This is a genomic window from Halomonas sp. I1 (assembly GCF_032334135.1).
Lineage (GTDB): Bacteria > Pseudomonadota > Gammaproteobacteria > Pseudomonadales > Halomonadaceae > Halomonas.
Window position 1 is genome coordinate 21,690 of sequence record NZ_JAVXUS010000026.1, and the last position, 18,852, is coordinate 40,541.

The 18,852-nt window shown below is 64.6% G+C and carries 16 protein-coding genes; 5 read left to right on the forward strand and 11 right to left on the reverse strand.

The window, feature by feature from the left end:
* Nucleotide 1 precedes the first annotated feature (1 nt).
* Nucleotides 2–757 carry an ABC transporter permease subunit gene (locus tag RSO41_RS17790; RefSeq protein WP_315620595.1) on the forward strand — a complete coding sequence of 252 codons (756 nt, stop codon included), beginning with the start codon at nt 2–4 and terminating at the stop codon, nt 755–757.
* Nucleotides 754–2,196, forward strand: a complete 1,443-nt coding sequence (locus RSO41_RS17795) for an aldehyde dehydrogenase family protein (RefSeq protein WP_315620596.1) — start codon at nt 754–756, stop codon at nt 2,194–2,196. Before RSO41_RS17790 ends, RSO41_RS17795 begins: the two co-directional genes overlap by 4 nt.
* Here the strand turns inward: RSO41_RS17795 and RSO41_RS17800 are convergent.
* The 3 genes from RSO41_RS17800 to RSO41_RS17810 form a co-directional block, all read right to left on the reverse strand.
* A complete protein-coding gene (locus RSO41_RS17800; RefSeq protein WP_410000357.1) occupies nt 2,160–2,597 on the reverse strand; it encodes a tRNA-binding protein in 438 nt (145 codons plus the stop codon). The two genes, RSO41_RS17795 and RSO41_RS17800, sit on opposite strands and share 37 nt — an antisense overlap.
* A 76-nt stretch (nt 2,598–2,673) precedes the next feature.
* Nucleotides 2,674–3,606 (reverse strand): DMT family transporter, encoded by a 933-nt coding sequence (locus RSO41_RS17805; protein ID WP_315620597.1) that lies wholly within the window; start codon nt 3,604–3,606, stop codon nt 2,674–2,676.
* A gap of 72 nt (nt 3,607–3,678) precedes the next feature.
* A complete protein-coding gene (locus RSO41_RS17810; RefSeq protein WP_315620598.1) occupies nt 3,679–4,359 on the reverse strand; it encodes an AraC family transcriptional regulator in 681 nt (226 codons plus the stop codon).
* Between the two features lie 158 nt (nt 4,360–4,517).
* Here RSO41_RS17810 and RSO41_RS17815 point away from each other — a divergent pair, with 158 nt between their 5' ends.
* Nucleotides 4,518–5,345, forward strand: coding sequence for a sporulation protein (locus RSO41_RS17815; RefSeq protein WP_315620599.1), 828 nt, complete (start codon nt 4,518–4,520; stop codon nt 5,343–5,345).
* Here the strand turns inward: RSO41_RS17815 and RSO41_RS17820 are convergent.
* The 5 genes from RSO41_RS17820 to RSO41_RS17840 form a co-directional block, all read right to left on the reverse strand.
* Nucleotides 5,289–6,182: an SMP-30/gluconolactonase/LRE family protein gene (locus tag RSO41_RS17820; protein ID WP_315620601.1), complete on the reverse strand. Its 894-nt coding sequence runs from the start codon at nt 6,180–6,182 to the stop codon at nt 5,289–5,291. The genes RSO41_RS17815 and RSO41_RS17820 overlap by 57 nt on opposite strands.
* 129 nt (nt 6,183–6,311) lie before the next feature.
* Nucleotides 6,312–7,325, reverse strand: coding sequence for an L-arabinose ABC transporter permease AraH (gene araH / locus RSO41_RS17825; protein ID WP_315620602.1), 1,014 nt, complete (start codon nt 7,323–7,325; stop codon nt 6,312–6,314).
* Between the two features lie 33 nt (nt 7,326–7,358).
* Nucleotides 7,359–8,906, reverse strand: a complete 1,548-nt coding sequence (gene araG / locus RSO41_RS17830; RefSeq protein WP_315620603.1) for an L-arabinose ABC transporter ATP-binding protein AraG — start codon at nt 8,904–8,906, stop codon at nt 7,359–7,361.
* Entirely contained in the window at nt 8,890–9,876 is a 987-nt protein-coding gene (locus tag RSO41_RS17835) for an arabinose ABC transporter substrate-binding protein (RefSeq protein ID WP_315620604.1), read from the reverse strand. Before RSO41_RS17835 ends, araG begins: the two co-directional genes overlap by 17 nt.
* A gap of 357 nt (nt 9,877–10,233) precedes the next feature.
* Nucleotides 10,234–11,511 (reverse strand): aldose epimerase family protein, encoded by a 1,278-nt coding sequence (locus RSO41_RS17840; protein ID WP_315620605.1) that lies wholly within the window; start codon nt 11,509–11,511, stop codon nt 10,234–10,236.
* 141 nt (nt 11,512–11,652) lie between these two features.
* On the opposite strand from RSO41_RS17840, the gene RSO41_RS17845 reads away from it, so the two are divergent.
* The gene (locus RSO41_RS17845) at nt 11,653–12,603 is read left to right on the forward strand and encodes a LysR family transcriptional regulator (protein WP_410000358.1); all 951 of its coding nucleotides are present in this window, start codon (nt 11,653–11,655) and stop codon (nt 12,601–12,603) included.
* A 144-nt stretch (nt 12,604–12,747) separates the two neighbouring features.
* On the opposite strand, the gene RSO41_RS17850 is transcribed toward RSO41_RS17845, so the two are convergent.
* The 3 genes from RSO41_RS17850 to RSO41_RS17860 form a co-directional block, all read right to left on the reverse strand.
* The gene (locus RSO41_RS17850) at nt 12,748–13,671 is read right to left on the reverse strand and encodes a Gfo/Idh/MocA family oxidoreductase (protein WP_315620607.1); all 924 of its coding nucleotides are present in this window, start codon (nt 13,669–13,671) and stop codon (nt 12,748–12,750) included.
* A gap of 77 nt (nt 13,672–13,748) precedes the next feature.
* Complete coding sequence (locus RSO41_RS17855) at nt 13,749–15,554, reverse strand: IlvD/Edd family dehydratase (protein ID WP_315620608.1); 1,806 nt, start codon at nt 15,552–15,554, stop codon at nt 13,749–13,751.
* Between the two features lie 13 nt (nt 15,555–15,567).
* Entirely contained in the window at nt 15,568–17,325 is a 1,758-nt protein-coding gene (locus RSO41_RS17860) for an IlvD/Edd family dehydratase (protein ID WP_315620609.1), read from the reverse strand.
* Nucleotides 17,326–17,604: 279 nt separating this feature from the next.
* Between RSO41_RS17860 and RSO41_RS17865 the strand changes: the two genes are divergently transcribed.
* Complete coding sequence (locus RSO41_RS17865; RefSeq protein ID WP_315620610.1) at nt 17,605–18,624, forward strand: TRAP transporter substrate-binding protein; 1,020 nt, start codon at nt 17,605–17,607, stop codon at nt 18,622–18,624.
* Nucleotides 18,625–18,852: the final 228 nt, after the last annotated feature.

Here is an 18,852-nt window from a genome sequence, read left to right on the forward strand (position 1 = left end):
CATGGACTTTTCCTGGCTTGGCGACCCCTTCTATCAGGAATACCTGATCGAGGGTTTTATCAACACCCTGTGGCTGATCGCCGTATCGGCGGTCGGCGGCCTGGCCCTGGCCGTGCTCGTTGCCATCACGCGGCTCAAGGCACCCCGCCCCCTGGCACTGGCCGTTCAGGGCTTCACCACGGTGATGCGCGGAACGCCGCTGCTGGTGCAGCTGTTCTTCTTCTACTACGGCGTAGGACGCCTGCTCGAGGGTATCCCCGGCATCCAGGACAGTGTCATCTGGCCATTGCTGCGCGACCCCTTCTTCTATGGTGCCCTGACCTTCATTCTGAGCGTCGGCGCCTATTCCGGCGAGGTCATTCGAGGCGCCCTGTTGAGCGTGCCACCGGGCGAACGCGAGGCCGGCCGCGCCTTCGGCCTGACGCCCCTGCAGGTCTTTTTCCGCCTCTGGCTACCCCGTGCCATCCAGCAATGCCTGCCGACCCTGACCGGCGAAATGATTCTGCTGCTCAAGTCCGTGCCGCTAGTCTCGACCATCGCCATGATGGACCTGCTGCAGGCTGCCAACATCATTCGCGACGAGACCTTCCTGGTCTATGAACCTCTGATGCTGATCGGCGGCATCTATCTGGCCATGACACTGGTGCTCACCCTGGTTCTGCGCCAGGTGGAATGTCATTTCCCCGGCATGAAGCCCGAACGCGGCCGGGGCTGGCTACCGCGCCGCTCCCTGCACACCCATGGAGAAGCCCCATGAGCACACTGACACGACATTTCATCGACAACGCCTGGGTGGAAAGCCGTGCCACGCGATGCCTGGACGTCCTCGACCCTTATCGCCAGACGCGCATCGCCACCGTGACCGCCGGCGACCCCGCCGACGTGCACGATGCCGTGGCCGCCGCTCGCCGTGCGCTGGCCGGGTGGCGAGGCCTGCCGGGCGAACATCGCGGTCGCTTCATCGATGCCATTGCCGACGCCCTCGAGACCCGTCGCGCCTCGCTCGTCGAGCTTTCCAGCCGCAACAACGGCAAGCCGCTGGCCGAAGCCGACCAGGACCTGGCCGACGCCATCGACTGCTACCGTTACTATGCGGGCGAAGCCCGGGTACTGGATGCGCGCCAGGGCGAGGCAGTCGCCACCGGCGAGGCGGACATGGTGTCGCGACGCTACCAGGACCCGGTCGGCGTGGCCGGCTTGATCACCCCCTGGAACTTTCCGCTGGTCAGCAGCGCCTGGAAGATCGCCCCGGCGCTCGCCGCCGGCTGCACGGTGGTCTTCAAGCCCTCCGAGGTCACGCCGCTGCCCGAACAGGCACTGGCCGAGATCGCCCTCGAGATCGAGCTGCCTCCCGGCGTCTTCAACCTGGTGCACGGCGACGGCCGAGGCGTGGGCGAGGCGTTGACCGCTCACCCCGGGGTCGACAAGCTGTCCTTCACCGGCAGCAACCCCGTAGGCGAAGCCGTGATGGCCGCCGCCGCCCGGGGAACCCGCAACGTTTCCCTGGAGCTCGGCGGCAAGTCGCCGATAATCGTCACCGAAGATGCCGACCCGGAGCTGGCCGCCGAGCTGGTACTGGCAGGCTTCGCCTACAACGCCGGCCAGATGTGCTCGGCAACCTCGCGGCTGCTGGTCCACGAGTCACTGGCCGATACCCTCCATGAGCGCCTCGACGCGGCCATCGCCGACCTCGTCCCGGGCGATCCGCTGGACAACGCCACCACGCTCGGCCCACTGGTCAACGCCGCCCAGTACGAGCGAGTACTCGGCTATCTGGCTGCTGCCGAGCAGGAAGGACTCGATGCCGGTAGCGCCCCGGTCTCGACCCTGCCCGATCACGGCTACTTCATTGCCCCCCGGGTCTTTCGCGATGTGCGCACCACGAGCCGGCTGTGGCGCGAGGAAATCTTCGGTCCCATCCTGTGCTCACGTCGCGTGGCCAGTGACGACGAGGCGATCGCCCTGGCCAACGACAGCGCCTTCGGCCTGGCCGCCACCGTTGTCACCGGCAACAAGGGTCGCGCCGCCGATATCGCCTCACGGCTCCAGGCGGGCAATGTCTGGTGCAACACCCACCAAGTGGCCCCGCCCGGGCTGGGCTGGGGCGGCATGAAGGGCAGCGGCATCGGCCGCGAGCTCGGCCGCGCGGGCCTCGAGGCCTATCTGGAGACGCGGTACGTCACCCTGCCCACCTGACGCCCTCTCGATTCCACGAAACGGGCCGCCCGACGGGCGGCTTCGTTGTCGCCTCGGTGCTGCACCCTACGCCAGGCGCGCCCCGTTCTGGCGAGATCGGGCGATGCCAGCACCACCGCACCATCCTCGCGATGGAAGCCGGTGACCAGGCACTCTGACCGCATCGGACCGATCTGCTTGACGGGAAAATTGACCACGGCAATGACCTGCTTGCCGATCAGCTCGGCCGGCGCATACAGATCGGTGATCTGGGCACTCGACTTGCGCACCCCGATCGCTTCTCCGAAATCGACCCGAAGTCGATACGCCGGCCGCCGTGCCTCAGGAAAAGCCTCGGCCTCCACGATGGTCCCCACCCGTATCTCGACCTTGGCGAAATCCGCCCATTCGATCCTTTCCATGCGTCACTCCTCTTCCTGCGTCATGACATGGGCTTGCCCTTCCAGAAAACGGCCCTTCCAGAGAACACTTCCGCCGCTACTCCCTTGATTGTTCGATCCTGGCGTCATCGCGTTGCCGGGACCGGCGACCTCCCAACATGTCGCTTCCGATCAGCGCGCCCCCGCAGATCAGGACCGCGGCGACCAGCAGCGTCGGGCTGGCCGTCGCCAGGCCGGCGGCGATCAGCACCAGGGTCGAAAACAGCGGCGTGGCGTAGGACAACAACCCCAGCAAGCGCACCTGACCGCGCTTCATGCCCAGGTCCCAGGTGAAGAAAGCGCTGCCCACCGGGCCCAGCCCCAGGGCCAGGATCGCCCAGAGATTCGCCCCCTCGGGCCAGCCGAGCGGCTCCCAGGCAAGGTGACAGACGAGCGCCAGCGCGGCGGCGCCCAGGCAGTTCCACGCCACCGCCGTGGTGGGGATGCGCGCCAGCAGCCGCGAGGCCACCGAGTAACCGCTCCAGATAAAGGCCGCCAGCAGGGCCGCGAGATAGCCGAAGGTGTATTCCCCCGCCCAGTCGAGGCCGTCGGGCCCCACCAGCAGCGCCGCGCCCAGAAAACCACAGACGCCGCCCAGCAGATGGATGCCGCGCAGCCGCTCGCCCGGCAGCAGCCAGCCGGCCAGGATCACGATCAACAGCGGCCACAGGTAGCTGATCAACCCCGCATTGGCCGCCGGGGCGTTCTGCTGGGCGATGAAATAGCAGAGGTGATAGCCGAACAGCCCCCCGACGCCCAGCAGCCAGCCCGCCGGCGGCTGGCGGAAGGCCTCGGTCAGGGCCGGGCCATCGCCGCGCGCCAGGAACACCAGCAACGCCAGGCCACCGGCCAGACCGAAGCACAGCGCGGTGAGCAGGAAAGGCGGCACTGGGCCGGCCCATTGGGTGAACAGCGCCAGGGTCGCCCAGTTGAGAACGGTACTGGCACCCCACAGGGTCGCGCGATGCGATATAGCGGATTCGCTGGACATGTCACGGCTCCTTGACGTCATCGCCAGGGAGCTTCACCGATTCGTCCAAGGAAAACTTGTCGATTTCGGCCATCAGCCACGATGGCATCGCCGATACTCGCGGGGCGACGTGCCACGCCATTCACGGAAAAGACGGCTGAAGTGGGCGGCATCGTGAAAGCCGCAGTCCAGAGCGATGGTGGTCAGGGGCGTGTCTTCAGTAGCCAGCCGCCGCGCCGCACGCATCAGTCGCTGCCGTTGCAACCAGCGCCACGGCGTCAACCCGGTGAGCGCCGAGAGACCACGACGCAACTGCCGCTCGGAAAGATGCGTGACCTCGGCCAGGGTGGCCAGGCTCCAGGGGGCGGCCAGATCGGCCTCGACAATGCGGGTCAGCCGCGCCAGGTTGAAACGCGGCCCTGTCAGCAGCGGCGCTTCCGCCACCCGTGCCAGCAGGCTTTGATCGTTTCCTCCTCGCACCGCCGCCACGGGCAGCTTCAGGAAGCGGATGCGCTCGAACAACGCATCCAAAGCCTGATCGCCCACCGCCATGTCCAGCACACGACAGCGGTTGGCCGCCTCGATGCCCAGATAATGGTGTGTGGCACCGGCGGGTATCACGCAGACGCTACCGGGCACCACGGCCGCCCCACGCCCTTCCACTTCCACATCGACCCTTCCGGCCAGCCCGACCAGCAACTGGTGGAAGCCATGAGTATCGCTGAGACACTCCAGTGGATAGGAGCGCTCCTCGCCACTTGCCACACCCACCATATAGATCCCCTTGCCGGACGGTCATCAACGACGCCAGTATGCCGACGCGCCGACATATCGTCGACGCCGACCGGCTCGTTATACTCGCACCACGGTATGTGACATATGCTCCGCCCCGAAACCTTTCGAGACGTGGGCCCATCACGAAGGAGAGAAAGATGTTCGATAAACTCATGGCGGCGGTGGGCATCGGCAATGCCCGCGTGGACACCATGCTCGACAGTGACACCGCCGAGGCGGGTGGCGTCCTCAAGGGCGAAATTCACATTCATGGTGGCGAGGTCAGCCAGGACCTGGACGCCCTGGTACTGGACCTGGCCAGCGAAGCCATCAAGGAGGTCGATGACAAGAAGGTTCATCTGCCTCATTCCTGGGCGACATTGCGCCTCTCGGAGGCGATGACCATCGAGCCCGGCGAGCATCGTACCCTGCCCTTCGAACTGCCCCTGCCACTGCTCTCCCCACTATCGGTGGGCCGACAGCATCCCAAGACCTGGGTAGCCACCCGGGCGGATATCGCCATGGCGCTGGACCCCCGCGACAAGGATCCGCTGCGCATCCTGCCAAGCCCCGTGCAGTACGCCGTCTTCGAGGCCATGGAACAGCTTGGCTTGGCGATGATCTCCGCCCCGCTTGAGTTGTCACGCAAGAACCCCGCCACCGGCTGCCTTCAGGAGTTCGAGTTCAAGCCCACCGCGGGGAGCCACTTCAGGCATCTGGACGAGGCGGAAATTGCCTTCCTGCCCCCTTCCCGCGGCGGCGAGGGGTTGGATCTGCTGATCCAACGCGACACACGTGCCACCGGGCTCGGCTCATTGCTCTCCGAGATGGCCGGCACCGACGAGCGTTTCACTCGCCTTCCCCTCGAGGGCAATGAGACGACCGAAACACTACGTCAAAAACTGGAAAGCGTCCTCACCTGGCCTCACTCATCGCCGGGTCAGGCAAGGCTCCGCCAGACCCGGCGTTTCCACCTCGAGCGATAGAAGGCTGCCCGCCAGGGGGTGACGACGCAGCGCCTGGTCATCCATGTCCTGGGTGGCGGTGGTGATATAGAGGGTACGCAGATCGCGACCACCGAAGGCCAGCATCGTCGGATTCGGGCACGGCACAGCGTATTGCGCTACCAGACGGCCCTCGGCATCGAAGCGGGCCACCCGAGCGCCCCCGTAAAGCGCACTCCAGTAGTGACCATCGATATCTACCGCGGCGCCATCCGGCACGCCGGGAAGGTCGTGCGCGTCCAGATCGATCCAGGTCTCGCCCGCGCCGACCTCACCGGTCGCGGCATCGAAGGCATGGCGCATCACCCGACGTGTCGGTGAGTCGGTGTGGTACAACCAGCGGCCATCCGGGCTGAAGGCCAGCCCATTGGCAATGTGCAGATCGCGCTTGACGGCCACCAAGCGTCCGTCTTCCAGGCGATACAGGGACGCGCCGCCCTCGTCGGGATTCAGGGTACCGACCCAGAAGCGCCCTGCCGGATCACAGCGGCCATCATTGAAACGATTGCCTCCCTCGAGGCCCCACTCAGGGTTGGTCACGCCCGGATCGCTGCGCTCGCCGGACGACAGCGACAGATGCGCCAAGCCCGGCGCGGTGGCTACCAGCAGTCCCTCCTCGGTCAGTGCCACGCAACCGACCGTATGCTCGAAATCGTACCGCCGTGGTGGTGCGAGACCAGCCGGCGACCAGGCATAGACATGGCCGCGATTGATATCGACCCAGTACAACACGTGCTCCTCGGCGGACCAGACCGGACTCTCGCCCAGGCTCATGTCAAGCTCGAGAGCGAGCTCCACGGTATTCGATAGCGTTGTCATCATCCCTTCCATTCGTCTCATCAAGTGATGCGATTATTCTGCCACGACGACAAAAGCCTCCGGACGTCATCAACCTCCGGAGGCTTCATGGTGACTGCTGCTCAGATCTTGTCCGAAGCCTGCCTACACCTAGGCTCGACTGCGTCGCGTCTGCTTCCAGCGATCGAACAGCACCGCCAGCAGCAGGATAGCGCCACGCACCAGGTACTGATAGAAAGTCGGTACGTTGAGCAGGCCCATGGCGTTCTGCACGCAGCCCATGATCAACACCCCGACCAGCACGCCGGTGATCGAGGCGATCCCCCCGGATAGCGCGACACCGCCCAGCACACAGGCCGAGATCACGGCAAGCTCCAGACCCAGCGAGGTATTGGGGTCACCCAGGCCCATCCGCGACGTCAGCAAGACGCCGGCGATACCCGCAACCACGCCCTGAAGGCCGAACACGATGATCTTCAGTCGGCGCACATTGACCCCCGCCAGGGCCGCGGCTTCGGCATTGCCGCCGGTCGCCAGCACGTTGCGCCCGAAGGACGTCATGTTGAGCAGCACGCCGAAGACCACGAAACAGCCGATCATGGTCCACACCGGTAGAGTGAGCCCCAGGAAAGAGGCGCTGCCCAGCTCGAAGAAAGCCGGCACGGTGATCATTACCGCATCGCCGCCCGAGGTGATATAGGCCAGCCCCCGCACGAACTCCATGGCCGCCAGCGTGGCGATCAAGGAGTTGATGCCGAAGCGCGCCACCACGAACCCGTTGAAGGCCCCCACCGCGCCGCCGGCAGCCACGCCACCCAGCACGCCGATCACCACGCTGCCGGAAGCACTGGTGACCACGGCGGCCACCACCCCGGCGAAGGCCACGATGGAGGCCACCGACAGATCGACCTCGCCGAGCGCGAGCACCATCATCATGGTGGTGGAAATGGTCCCGATCAGGGTCACCGACAGCAGCAGCCCAACCATGTTACGACCGGTGAGGAAGTCAGGGATCATCACCGACAGTCCGATGAACAGCAGCGCAAAAATGGCAAAAAGGCCCGAGGTATCGAGCAGGGTGCGCAATGGCTTGGCCAGGGCCTTGCGACCCTCGGGAAGGGGCGACTGAACACTATCGCCCTGAGCAGTCTTCTGGATTGTCATGACAGTCTCTCAAGCATTGTTGTCTTCTGGTCATCAGGCCGGCAATGCCAGACCCAGCAGGCGTTCCGGGGTCGCCTCGTCACGAGACACGATGTCGACCAGTTCGCCGTCGCGCATCACGCCGATGCGATCGCAGATGGCACTGATCTCCGCCAGGTCGCTGGAAATCACCACCACGCCCTTGTCGTTCTCGGCCAGGTCATACAGCAGGGAATAGATATCGCGACGGGCGCCGACATCGATTCCGCGTGTCGGCTCGTCCATGACGAACAGCTCGATGTGCTCCGATAACCAGCGTGCCAGGATCACCTTCTGCTGGTTGCCGCCGGACAGGTTGCTGATGCGCGTTCGCGGGCCCGGCGTCTTGATACTGAGCCTCGTGATGTAGTCCTCGGTATTGGCCAGCTCGCGGCGGGGGTTCCGAAAGCCGCCGAGGCGCTTGAAGAAGCGCCGACAACTGATATTCAAGTTGTCGGTCACACTGGCGATGGGAAAGATGCCCTGGGACTTGCGGTCTTCGGGGCACATGGCAATACCGGCGCGAACCGCTTCACCGGGTGTCGTGAAACGTCGCGCTTCGCCGTCCAGCCTGACCTGACCTTCGCTCGGCGACGCCACGCCACATACCAGCCGCATCAACTCGCTGCGTCCGGCACCGACCAGGCCGAACAGGCCGAACACCTCGCCACGCCGCACCGAAAAACTGACCGGCGCGCTCACACCCCGACCACACAGGCGATCGACCTCCATCAATACGTCGCCGGTGGACCGCGGTCGGTAACCATAGACATCGTCGATGTCGCGCCCCACCATCTCGCTGACCAGGGTGTCGTGATCGAGTCCCGCCATGGTCTCGTGGGTACGAATGTGCCGGCCATCGCGGAACACCGTGACGGCATCACACATCTCGAACACCTCCTCCATGCGATGCGTGACATAGAGCACGACCCGGCCTTCATCGCGCAGGCGCTGAACGATGCGCTTGAGCTGCCGGGTTTCCTGAACGGAGAGGCTACTGGTGGGCTCGTCGAAGGCGATGACCCGGGCATCCCGCAACAGCGCTCGACCGATCTCGATCATCTGCTGCTGGCCGATGGAAAGGTCGCGGACCTTGGTGGCGGGATGAACCGAGTCTTCCCCCAGCTCGACAAGGATCTCCTTGGCTCGCTCATGCAGGCGGCGACGGTCGAGCATACCGCGCCGTTCCGGCAACTGACCGAGCAACAGGTTCTCCGCTACCGACAGATTCGGCGACAGCGTCAGTTCCTGATAGATGATGGCGATACCCTCGGCCAGCGCCTGCCGTTCATTGGCGAACACCTGACGCTCGCCGTCGAGCCACAGGGCCCCCTCGCTGACTCGATTGACGCCGCTCAGTACCTTGAGCAGGGTCGACTTGCCGGCACCGTTCTCCCCCATCAGGGCGTGCACCTCGCCGGCCCGGGCGGAGAAGCTCACCCCGTCCAGCGCCTTGACCCCGGGGAACTCGACCGTCACGTTCTCGACGCTCAGGTAAGCGTCGGCGGCCTTGCCGACGCCTGCCCGTGCGACCGCCACGGCACTATCAGAGACCGAGCTCATCGCGTACCGCCTCCCAGTTGTCACGAGTCATCAGGGTGCCGGTGGTTTCAGTATTGGCCTTCGGCTTGTCACCCTCGGTGACCCAGGTATAAAGGTTCTGCGCCGTCTGGCGGCCATGCATGGTGGAACTGACTGCCACGGTGCCGTGGAAACCGGTCGGCTTCTCCCGGGAGAACTCGGCGAACGCCGCACCGGAACCATTGATGCCGACCCCGATCACGTCGTCGGCGGCCAGGCCGTACTGCTCGGAAGCTCGCACCCCGCCCAGCACGCTTTCTTCGTTGAGCGCATAAATGACCCAGTGCTCGTAGTCGCCGTTCTTGGAGAAGACCGGAGAGGCCGCCGAGAAGGCACTGGAGGTATCGGTGTTCTGCTGAGGGGCATCCAGGATGTTGCTTTCCTGGAACCCTCGGTCCAGCAGCGCATCAGTGGCCCCGTCGGTACGTTTCTTGGCCGTGGGCAGCTCATAGTTGGTAATGCGTAGTGCCGCGACCTTCTCAGGATCCCAGCCTCGGGCTTCCATTTCGTCCGCGATGGCATTGCCGACCTGTTGACCGATCTTGTAGCCCGACATGCCCAGATGCGGCACCGCCTCCATGGGCTCGCCGTCGGCATTGACGAAACGATCATCCACGGTCACCACCTTCATGCCGTACTGTTCGGCGCGGCGCATGATGGTAGGCCCGAGACGCACATCAGGCGGACAGATGACGAACCCCTGGGCACCCTGGGAATTGAGGTTGTCGATGGCGCTCAGCACCTCTTGACCGTCTTCACCGGCGAGCCGGACGACTTCGAAGCCTTTCTCTTCACCCAGCCGGGTGGCGGCGTCCTGCTCATTGATGAACCAGGCCTGTTCGGGTTTCTTGACGATAAAGCCAAGCGTGACGTCATCCTGAGCCTGAACCAGCGGCGACAGCGCCAGGCAGGCACCGAATGCGAGGGGGGCGAGAATGGGGAAGCGGGACATAGGCGTCTCCTTTGCCCTGGGGGGCGTTTGTTGTTGTGACGTGTTGTGAAAGCTGTCTCCGGTGGTGTCATGGCATGCACCGGATGCGCCTCCACCCTATGCCGTCTCAACATAACCATCCAATGCGTTTATGGTCAGTAACTGATACAAAATTAAATATCACTTCCGCGACAAGGACCGAACGACCGAGACCACCATCACCGCCAGGCCCAGCATGCTGCGACTAAAGTGTGTCGCCACCTACGGTTGCCGGGCACGACGACGCCCCGGAGGAAAAACGACCGGGGCGTCGAAGACGATGGAGACAAAGAAAAGCTGCCGAACGGGAACGATGCGTCCAGCGTCCACAGTGAAACGTCAGTCCGACGCCTCGACGGCAGAGACGGTGGAAAAGACGTAACGAGTCTGGCTCTGGTAGGTCTCCCCCGGCCGCAGCAACGTCGAAGGGAAATCGGCCTGATTGGGTGAATCCGGGAAGTGCTGGGTTTCCAGCGCCAGGCCGAAGCGATGGCCGTAGGTCGCCCCGCTCTTGCCGGTCAAGGTGCCATCCAGGAAGTTGCCCGAGTAGAACTGGAGCCCGGGCTCGGTGGTGAGCACTTCCATCACCCTGCCGCTGTGTCCGGCCTCCAGGCGAGCCGCCGTCACCAGGTCGTCCTCGCCCAGTCCCTCGCGGTCGAGGACGAAGTTGTGATCATAGCCCTGGCCTCTGGCCAATTGGGTATTGTCGGCCTCGATACGCTCGCCGATGGCCGTGGGCTCGCGGAAATCGAAGGGGGTCTGAGCCACGGAGCGCAGTTCACCGGTCGGAATCAGTCCCTCATCGACCGGTGTGAAGGCGGCGGCATTGATCGTCAGGCGGTGATCGAGAATATCGTCGCCGGCAGCTCGTTCGCCGGTCACACCATCGAGATTGAAGTAACTGTGCTGGGTGAGATTGACGGGTGTGGTGGCGTCGGAAGTAGCCTGATAGTCGACGATCACGGCATTGTCATCGCTCAGGGTATAGCGAACTCGGGCCTGCAGTTCACCCGGATAGCCCTGGTCCCCATCGGGGCTGGTGAGCGTCAGGATCAATCCCACGCCACGTTTGTCCTCGACGGTTTCGGCCTTCCAGAGGCGTCGATCGAAACCTTGATCGCCGCCGTGCAAATGATTGTCGCCGTCATTGGTGGGCAAGGTATGCACCTCGCCATCGAGAGCAAACTCACCGCCAGCAATACGGTTGCCATAGCGCCCGATCAGGACCCCGAAGTAGGGATTGGCCTGACGGTAAGTCGACGACAGATAGTCCTCCAGTCGATCGAACCCCAGCACGACATCCTCGAACTTCCCCTCGGCATCCGGCACCTCGAGGGCGACGATGATCCCCCCGTAAGGCGTCACCGACAGACGCGCTCCGCGGGCATTGGTCAGGGTGTAAAGCGCCACCTCGCGACCATCCGAAAGCATGCCGAAAACGCCTTGCTCGATACCTCGTTGCTGTTCCATTTCCATTTCGTCCTGCGTTGCCTCCTGAGCGAAAGCGATGCCGGCCACCAGCGGCAAGGCGGCCAGCAAGGCCCATGCCCCCTTGCCAGTGCTGGGCCCAGCACCATGCGTTACCGATGTGCCAGAGAAACGGTCGAATGCGGTCATGTGTTGTTGTCTCCTTATGTGCCTATCTCGGGTCAGACCAGACGCCGGCAACATTAGACACACAAGGCGTTAACCGCTAATACTGACTGGCCGACTTATCCATATCCATCTGGTTATCGCAATATGACACGTCGCTCCCCCATGGGTGAGTTACCATCCGACTGGTTTCTCAAGGTAAGACTAAAGTTACGCCACCTGCAGTTGTTCCTGGCCCTGGACGACCACCGCAACCTGCATCGCGCGGCCGCCAGCCTCTCCATGAGCCAACCCGCGGCCTCGAAGCTGCTCGGTGAACTGGAAGGACGCCTGGGCGTACAGTTGTTCGAACGTCATTCGCGAGGCATCGAGCCCAACTGGTATGGCGAGGTGGCAGTGCGTCATGCCCGCAGCATTCTCTCTTCCCTGCAGCAGACCGGCGACGAACTCAATGCCCTGAACGCCGGCAATGCCGGCGCGGTTTCCGTAGGCACCGTGATGGCGCCGGCAGTGACGCTCATATCTCGGGCCCTGGAGCGCGTCCATCGTCAGCTGCCGGGCCTCAAGATCAGCGTCGATGTGGATGTGAGCCCGGCCCTGGTGCCTCGGTTGCTGGAAGGCGAGCTCGACATGGTCATCTCGCGCATTCCCGCCGGGTTCGACCCCGGGCATTTCGTCTTCGAGGAGATCGGCGAGGAGGCCATCAGCGTCGTGTGTCGACGGGAGCATCCGCTGGCGAATGCCGCCTCGCCGTCGCTGGCCGAGATGACGGCCTACCCCTGGTCGCTCCAGCCTCCTGGCGCCCTGATGCGGCAGCGCGTCGATCACCTTCTGATGTATCACGACCTCTCGCCGCCGACGCATATCATCAACACCTCGGACGTCCTGGTATCGCTGGCACTGGTGGCCAACTCCGACACCCTGACGGTCACCAGCCGGGAAGTCGCCGAGCTGCTATGCGACCCGCAACGTTTTCGGGTGCTGCCCACCGAGGAAGCCCTGAGCGTCCAGCCCTATGGCCTCATCACCCTCCGCCAGCAACGTCTCTCCCCCGGCGCCGCCGCCCTGACCACCCTGTTGCGCGAGGTGATAGCGGAGGGATGGGCCAAGGGCTGACTCGCGTGCTTTTTTCTCGAGTACCTGGCTCGTGTCCCGTATCAGAAGTTGACTGTAGCAAGTCGGCGAGCGAAGGCCCGAGCCAGGCCCGCTATCGGCGGGCCAACGCATTTCTCGCCTCCATGTGGGTCACAAGGGCAAAAATCAGTGAAAAGGCGCCACTGTCTCCCGATGCCCCAACATCATGGCATCCGCCACATGCCGTAACGGCGTGACGTCCACATCGCTGCGCCCCGTGGTCAACAGTTCGTGAAAATGGGTATAGAGGCCCGAATATTCGCGCTCCGGCTCGTCGACCACCGTCTCACCATCGAGCGTCAACCGACGCCCACCGCCGGACAGTTCGAGACGCCCTTCCTCGGTGGTGATGGTCATCTCCCAGCGCGGCGGGTCCTCGTGGCGGAAGTCGAAATCCGCCTCCAGGGGCACGCCCGCACCGTCGCGCAGATGAAGCCGGGCGGCAATCGGGGTCTGGCAATTGTCGGGCACCTCGAGCGTGGCGCGCTTCAGGAAGAAAGGGGTATCGACCAGCCGAGTGACGATCGACAAGGCATTGATACCAGGATCGAACACGCCCATGCCGCCCGCTTCCCAGAGCCATGCCTGACCGGGGTGCCAAACCCTGACGTCTTCATGCCAGACGATCTCGATCCCCGTGACTCGACGCTCGCTCAGCCATTGCCTGGCGACCGGAACGGCGGGGGCAAAACGCGAATGCCAGGCGGCGAAGAGCACGCTGCCCCGCGACTCGGCCAGGGCTTTCAGATCCTCGACCTCGGCCAGGGTCGCGCCGGGCGGTTTCTCGAGCAAGACGGCCTTGCCGTGCGTCAGCGCCTCTCGGGCCAGGCCATGGCGCAGGTGAGCCGGGGTACAGATCGCCACGGCATCCAGCGACGGTTCCTCGGATAACATCGCCTCCAGCGAGGCATGGCCGGGCACGCCCTCGAGACGAGCATGGGGATCGGCCACGGCGACGAGTTCGAGACCGGGCGTGCTCTGAATGGCGGCAAGATGCTGATCGCGAACGATCTTCCCGGCCCCGACCAGGCCCAGGCGAAATGGGGGCATGAAACCTCCTGATGCGAAATGCTGGCCGGGCATCCTACCTTCTCGGCAAGGTGCCCGCCATTGAGGGCAAGATCCGTCTAATGATTGTCCCGGGGCGGACTCTGACGCGCCACATCCCGATAATCGGGCGCATTGCGCAGCGTCATCCCTTCCGCCAAAGGCGCCACCAGCGTCCTCTGGATCTCCTGCCAGGGCGTCTGGTGGTCGGGGTAGCGGTACCCGCCCTCGGCCGCCAGGCGCTCACGGCGCGTCACCAGTTCAGCCTCGTCCACCTGCAGGGTTACCTTGCAGCGCCCGAGGTCGACGCGCAGCCGATCGCCGGTCTCGAGCAATGCCAGGGGCCCGCCAGTGGCGGCCTCTGGCGACGCATTGAGGATCGAGGGCGAGCCCGATGTGCCCGACTGTCGACCATCACCGAGGCACGGCAACGACTCGATGCCCTGCCGAATCAAGGAGGCCGGTGGCTGCATGTTGACCACTTCAGCGCCGCCGGGATGCCCTACCGGGCCGGCACCGCGCATCACCAGGATGGTGGTGGCATCGATCTCGAGGCCGGGGTCGTCGATGCGAGCGTGGTAGTCCTCCGAGCCATCGAACACCACCACTCGGCCCTCGAAAGCATCAGGGTCCTCGGGTGTGTCGAGGAAACGGCGGCGAAAATCGGCGGAAATCACGCTGGTCTTCATCAGCGCCGAGTCGAAAAGGTTGCCCTTGAGATTGAGAAACCCCGCATGCTCGACCAGCGGATTGGCGTAGCGGCGGATCACCTCGTCGTCGGCGGTCTCGCGGCCGGCCAGGTTCTCGGCCAGCGTCTTGCCATTGACGGTCGCCACTTCACCGTGCAGCTGCCCGGCGCCCAGCAGCTCGTGCATCACCGCCGGCACCCCGCCGGCGCGGTGGAACTCCTCGCCCAGATAGGCCCCGGCCGGCATCACGTTGGCCAGCAGCGGCACCTCGTGACCCAGGCGCTGCCAGTCGTCGTTGTCGAAGTCGACCCCGGCGTGGCGAGCGATGGCGTTGATATGGATCGGCGCATTGGAGGAGCCGCCCAGCGCCGAGCAGGTGACCGCGGCGTTCTCGAACGCCTCGCGGGTCAGGATGTCGCTCGGCCGCGTGTCCTCCCAGACCAGGTCGACGACGCGCTCGCCGGTGGCATAGGCCACCGCGCCGCGCTCCTTGTAGGGGCCCGGAATCATCGCCGAGCCGGGCAGGCTCATGCCCAGCGCCTCGGCCAGGGAATTCATGGTCGAGGCGGTACCCATGGTGTTGCAGTGGCCCACCGAGGGCGCGGAATCGGCGATCCGCGACAGGAACTCGGGGTAGTCGATGTCGCCGGCCGCCAGGCGCTTGCGCATCTCCCAGACCACGGTGCCCGAGCCGACGCGCTCGGCGCCCCGCCAGCCGTTGAGCATCGGCCCGCCGGACAGCACGATGGCCGGGATATTGACCGTGGCCGCGGCCATCAGGCTGGCCGGGGTGGTCTTGTCGCAGCCGGTGGTCAGCACCACGCCGTCCAGTGGGTAGCCGTGCAGCACCTCGACCAGGCCCAGGTAGGCCAAGTTGCGGTCCAGCGCCGCGGTGGGGCGGCGCACGTTCTCGTGGATCGGATGCAGCGGGAACTCGAAGGGCACCCCGCCGGCGGCGCGGATACCGTCCTTGACCCGCTTCACCAGCTCGATGTGGTGGCGGTTGCAGGGCGTCAGGTCGGAGCCCGACTGGCAGATGCCGATGATCGGCCTGCCGGACGTCAATTCCTCCAGGGTGATGCCCTGGTTCATGTAGCGCTCGATACACAGTGCCGTGGTGCCCGGATGTTCGGGGTTGTCGAACCAGTCGCGCGAGCGTAGCCGGTCGGACGTCATGCGGGGTCGCTGGGTCGTCATGGCATCTCCGGTCTCAGTGAGAATGGCGCGGCACGTCGGCACCCCGACACCCCACCAGGAAGTCGAAGTCACAACCTTCGTCCGCCTGCAGCACATGCTCGATGTAGAGCTGACGATAGCCGCCACTGCTGGCGATCTGCCGCGAGGCCTGGGTGGGATCGTGCTCGGCCAGGCGTGCCTGGAGCTCATCGTCCTCGATGTCCAGATGCAACTTGCCGGCGTAGGCATCCAGCTCGATCCAGTCGCCGTTGCGCACCGCCGCCAGTGGCCCCCCGGCCGCCGCCTCCGGCGCCACGTGCAGCACCACGGTGCCGTAGGCCGTGCCGCTCATGCGCGCGTCCGAGAGTCGTACCATGTCGGTGACGCCCTGTTCGAGCAGCTTGGCCGGCAGGCCCATGTTGCCCACTTCGGCCATGCCGTGATAACCGCGCGGCCCGCAATGCTTCATCACCAGCACGCTGTCGGCATCGACGTCCAGGTCGGGGTCATTGATGCGCGCCTTGTAGTCGTCGAAGTCTTCGAACACCACGGCACGCCCGCGGTGCGTCATCAGTTCGGGGGTCGCCGCCGACGGCTTGAGCACCGCGCCCTTGGGCGCCAGGTTGCCGTGCAGCACGCACATGCCGCCATCCTCGACCAGCGGGTTGTCCAGCGGCCGGATCACCTCGTCGTTGTACTGCGGCGCCTCGACGACGTTGTCCCACAGCGTCTTGCCGTTGACGGTCAGCGCATCCTTGTTCGGCAAGCGATCGGCCTCGCCCAGCCGGCGCAGCACGGCGGGCAGCCCACCGGCATAGTAGAACTCCTCCATCAGAAAGCGTCCCGAAGGCTGCAGATCCACCAGTGTCGGCGTGCCACGGCCGATGCGCGTCCAGTCGTCCAGCGCCAGATCGGCGCCGATGCGACCGGCAATGGCCTTGAGGTGAATCACAGCGTTGGTCGAACCACCGATCGCCGCATTGGTGCGAATGGCATTCTCGAAGGCCTGCCGCGTCAGGACCTTCGAGAGCCGGAGGTCCTCGTCGACCATCTCGACGATGCGGTTGCCGGAAAGGTGGGCCAGCACGTAACGCCGCGAGTCCACCGCAGGAATGGCGGCGTTGTGCGGCAGTGATACACCCAGCGACTCGGCCATGCAGGCCATGGTCGAGGCCGTACCCATGGTGTTGCAGGTCCCCGCCGAACGAGACATCCCGGCCTCGGCTGCCATGAAATCATGCATCGATATCTTGCCGGCCTTGACCTCTTCGGAGAGCCGCCAGACCACCGTACCGGAGCCAATATCGCGCCCTTCCTGCTTGCCGTTGAGCATCGGCCCGCCGGTGACCACGATCGTCGGGATATCGCAGCTCGCCGCCCCCATCAATAGTGCCGGTGTGGTCTTGTCGCAGCCAACCAGTAGCACCACTGCATCGATCGGGTTGCCTCGAATCGCCTCTTCGACGTCCATGCTCGCCAGGTTGCGAGTGAACATCGCCGTCGGCCTCAGGTTGGACTCGCCGTTGGAAAACACCGGGAATTCGACCGGATAACCGCCCGCCTCCAGGACACCCTGCTTGACGTGATCGGCGATCTTGCGGAAGTGGGCATTGCAAGGTGTCAGTTCCGACCAGGTATTGCAGATGCCGATGATCGGCTTGCCCTGAAACTCATGGTCAGGGATGCCCTGATTCTTCATCCAACTGCGATACATGAAGCCGTTCTTGTCGGCGCTGCCGAACCATTCGGCGCTGCGCAGCGTCGGCTTGTTGGCGTTCTTCGGTGACGACATGGAGGTGACTCCTCGCGGCGTTCCTGGGCGATGGGCAATGCCCACCGATGATGTGCCACGGACACTACGACGAGACGAGCGCAAAGTACACACATACGAAAGTATATGTTGAACATATATGGCTTATGGGCAACATTCTCCCTGCCCGCTTTCGATGGTCCGCGACACGACAACCGCGACCAGCCCCGGATTCGACAAGGAGGGCGGGCACATATCACGACAACTCGAAGCACGCAGCACGAACGTCAACAAAAAACTCCCCCCGAACGGAGAGATTCGATGCCACACCTGACCCCCAAGCTGCTCCTGGGCGCTTCCGCCCTGTTGCTGAGTGTGACCGGTGCCCATGCCGCGGAGTACGAATGGACCTTCCAGGCCTCGGAAACCGCCGGCGAACCGAGCTTCAAGGTCAAGCAGGAGTGGGCCGAACGCATCGGCACCATGACCGATGGCCGCGTCCAGATCGAATTGCTGCCCATCAACGCCGTGGTGGGTCCCACCGAGACACTGCAGGCCGTCAGCTCCGGTATCCTGCAGGGTCACATGACCGACCCAAGCTATTTCTCCGGTCAGAACCCGGCCTTCGGCATGCTGGGTAACCTGGTCGGTGCCTGGAGCGACCCCTACGACTTTCTGGAGTTCATGAAACAGGGCGGCGGCGAGGAACTCTACAATGAGCTCGCCGAGCCCTATGGCTCTCACTTGATCGGGGCCGCCACCTTCCCGCTCGAATCTGTCCCCTCCACCGTCCCCATCGAGAGCCTGGAGGACTTCGAAGGTCTCAAGATTCGCGCGCCACAGGGCATGGTCTACAACATCTTCGAGCGCATCGGCGCCACGCCGGTCAACCTGCCGGGCTCCGAGGTCTATACCGGTCTGGAAAAGGGCGTGATCGATGCCGCCGACTCCACGGTGCTGTCCAACAACGACGCCCAGGGGCTGCACGCCTTCGCCCCCTACCCGCTATATCCAGGCTTCCACTCCATGCCAATGATCGCCGTGTCGATCAACAAGGAGACATGGGACAGCCTGCCGGCGGAGCTGCAGACCACGCTCGAGACCGCCTTCGACGCCATGGCGTATGACCTGATTGCCCGCCTCAAGGAACAGGATATCGAGACCCTCGCCAAGCTTCGTGAGGACCCTGAGGTACATCCCTTCGACCTGCCGGCGGAAGAACGCAAGAAATTCCGTCAGGCCGCAGAGAAAGAATGGAAGGAGTGGGCCGGTCGCAACGAGATGACCCAAAAGGTCTACGACGCCGCCACCGGCTTCCTGGAAGCTCGCGGCCAGCTGTAAGCACGCGCGCTTTTCCACCTCAACACCCGGGCCGGCCTCGCCGGCCCCTTGTCATTACGCCACCACGCTGCCCGACAAGGGCGGCACGGAGTCAAGATGTCTTCCACCACCGAGGATGCTGGCGATCCACGGGGCGCCACGCCGAGTCCGACACCCCCCGATCCGGTGCGCAACGCCTTCGACCGGGGCGTGGCAGCCTGCGGCCGCATCGCTGCCTGGCTGGTGCTG

Coding starts and splice junctions, on each gene's coding strand:
- RSO41_RS17790 (WP_315620595.1), top strand. CDS start 2: ATGGACTTTTCCTGGCTTGGCGACCCCTTCTATCAGGAATACCTGATC.
- RSO41_RS17795 (WP_315620596.1), top strand. CDS start 754: ATGAGCACACTGACACGACATTTCATCGACAACGCCTGGGTGGAAAGC.
- RSO41_RS17800 (WP_410000357.1), bottom strand. CDS start 2,597: ATGGAAAGGATCGAATGGGCGGATTTCGCCAAGGTCGAGATACGGGTG.
- RSO41_RS17805 (WP_315620597.1), bottom strand. CDS start 3,606: ATGTCCAGCGAATCCGCTATATCGCATCGCGCGACCCTGTGGGGTGCC.
- RSO41_RS17810 (WP_315620598.1), bottom strand. CDS start 4,359: ATGGTGGGTGTGGCAAGTGGCGAGGAGCGCTCCTATCCACTGGAGTGT.
- RSO41_RS17815 (WP_315620599.1), top strand. CDS start 4,518: ATGTTCGATAAACTCATGGCGGCGGTGGGCATCGGCAATGCCCGCGTG.
- RSO41_RS17820 (WP_315620601.1), bottom strand. CDS start 6,182: ATGACAACGCTATCGAATACCGTGGAGCTCGCTCTCGAGCTTGACATG.
- araH (WP_315620602.1), bottom strand. CDS start 7,325: ATGACAATCCAGAAGACTGCTCAGGGCGATAGTGTTCAGTCGCCCCTT.
- araG (WP_315620603.1), bottom strand. CDS start 8,906: ATGAGCTCGGTCTCTGATAGTGCCGTGGCGGTCGCACGGGCAGGCGTC.
- RSO41_RS17835 (WP_315620604.1), bottom strand. CDS start 9,876: ATGTCCCGCTTCCCCATTCTCGCCCCCCTCGCATTCGGTGCCTGCCTG.
- RSO41_RS17840 (WP_315620605.1), bottom strand. CDS start 11,511: ATGACCGCATTCGACCGTTTCTCTGGCACATCGGTAACGCATGGTGCT.
- RSO41_RS17845 (WP_410000358.1), top strand. CDS start 11,653: ATGGGTGAGTTACCATCCGACTGGTTTCTCAAGGTAAGACTAAAGTTA.
- RSO41_RS17850 (WP_315620607.1), bottom strand. CDS start 13,671: ATGCCCCCATTTCGCCTGGGCCTGGTCGGGGCCGGGAAGATCGTTCGC.
- RSO41_RS17855 (WP_315620608.1), bottom strand. CDS start 15,554: ATGACGACCCAGCGACCCCGCATGACGTCCGACCGGCTACGCTCGCGC.
- RSO41_RS17860 (WP_315620609.1), bottom strand. CDS start 17,325: ATGTCGTCACCGAAGAACGCCAACAAGCCGACGCTGCGCAGCGCCGAA.
- RSO41_RS17865 (WP_315620610.1), top strand. CDS start 17,605: ATGCCACACCTGACCCCCAAGCTGCTCCTGGGCGCTTCCGCCCTGTTG.